At 51.6% G+C, this 1,530-nt stretch carries 1 protein-coding gene; it reads right to left on the minus strand.

The features are described 5' to 3' along the window. Positions 1-19: 19 nt before the first annotated feature. Complete coding sequence (gene tnpC / locus Q3O60_RS17555; RefSeq protein WP_305895223.1) at positions 20-1,429, minus strand: IS66 family transposase; 1,410 nt, start codon at positions 1,427-1,429, stop codon at positions 20-22. Positions 1,430-1,530: the final 101 nt, after the last annotated feature.

Below are 1,530 nucleotides of genomic sequence, written 5' to 3' on the forward strand. Positions count from 1 at the left end.
GTAACCGTTCACCAGGGCCCTATTGACTGGCTGCTTTGAAGTCATCGAGTAGAGGATAGGACGTTTTGTTCAGCGTCGCTTCGAGAATGGCGCGGAGCCAATTCAGTGGATTCAACTTTTGTTTCCGGCAGGTTTCTACGATGGTGAGTATACGTTGTCTGAACAGTTCCCCTCGGTGAGAGCACACGCCGTAGCTGCCTTTTCGCCACAGCACATAGCTTCGCAATGAACGCTCTGCTTCATTGTTGGTGAGGGGGACGCCATCGTGACTGAGAAATACCCAGCACATGTCATCGTGTTTTAACAGTAGCTTACACCGGTTCTGATAGCGGGGAGTAACACAGCGTCTTGATGCCAGTTCAAGTTGCTCTCGCCAGGCGATGCGTAATTTTTCCATCCGGCCCCGGTATCGCTTTTCACTTAGTGCGTTACGCTCATGCCGGTGTTGCAGCCGGAACAGTATGCGAATGAGCCTGACTAACGTTGTTCCATAGGTTTTATTCGTGCCCCAGCTTTCCGCCAGAGCATTCATGTTCCTTAAGATATGCGCCCAGCACAACTGTCGGTGGTCAGCATCAATGTAGTGATAACCGGCATACTGGTCGGTAACAACGATGTTTTCTGGATTATCGCCCAACAGCTTCTTTGCCGCCCAGGCGCCGCGTGAGAAGTGCGTCATGAAGCAGGATAACTCCGCTGTGCATACCTGCCACATCCAGCGGTTTTCGTTGTCACGCTGATGACGGGTTTCATCGCAGTGTACCACCGCCTCAGTGCGCATTGTCTCTTTGATATCCTGATACGCTGGCGTCAGTACTGAACTCACCCGGCCCTGCGCTTCAGAGATAGCACCGCGACTGAACGATAAACCGAAGTTCTGCTCCAGCTGTTGTTGAATTTTACTGATGCTCTGGTGAAACTGACCGGACTGCATTGCCACATAGGCCAGCAGGTTATTGCCCATCTGCCCCTGATTCACGTTGTCAGGTAGTGTTGCTCTTACCGTTTTGCTGCACTGGCCACACTGCCCCTGATGTAACTGATGTTCAACCACAGAGAAGGCCTGAGAAGGAATATCAAAAACCTGGTGGCGTCTATAGGGTGAATCACTGATTGCAATGGCACCACCACAGACACACGTATCACCGGGATAATAGCTCAGGGTTTCATCAACGCTGTCGGCCAGCATCCGCTTGCTACCTTTATGACCGGATTGCGCGCCACGCTTACGGCCTGTCGGCTTTTTAGCTGGCGCAGAAGAGGACGCCCCCGGCCCATTCGACGATGGCGGGCGCGACGAGTTACGACTGTTTTGCTTCAGTCGGTCTTCGAGGTCGTTGAGCCTGTCCCATAATGCTTGGATAACACATTTTGCATCATCTAAGTTATCGACTTCGGGCGGCTTGGATGGCTGTTTTTTACGTGGCATAAGAACCACTTTGCCAGACTGGCGGGATCAATCAATAGGATCCAAGAGATCACTGAAAATAAATATTTTTAGCTGTCAATAGGGCCTTGGTGAACGGTTAC

The sequence above is a fragment of the Alkalimonas collagenimarina genome, assembly GCF_030717845.1.
Taxonomy (GTDB): Bacteria; Pseudomonadota; Gammaproteobacteria; order Enterobacterales; family Alteromonadaceae; genus Alkalimonas; species Alkalimonas collagenimarina.

Bases quoted from the DNA above. Each gene is read 5' to 3' on its own strand.
- tnpC (WP_305895223.1), bottom strand. From the start codon at position 1,429: ATGCCACGTAAAAAACAGCCATCCAAGCCGCCCGAAGTCGATAACTTA.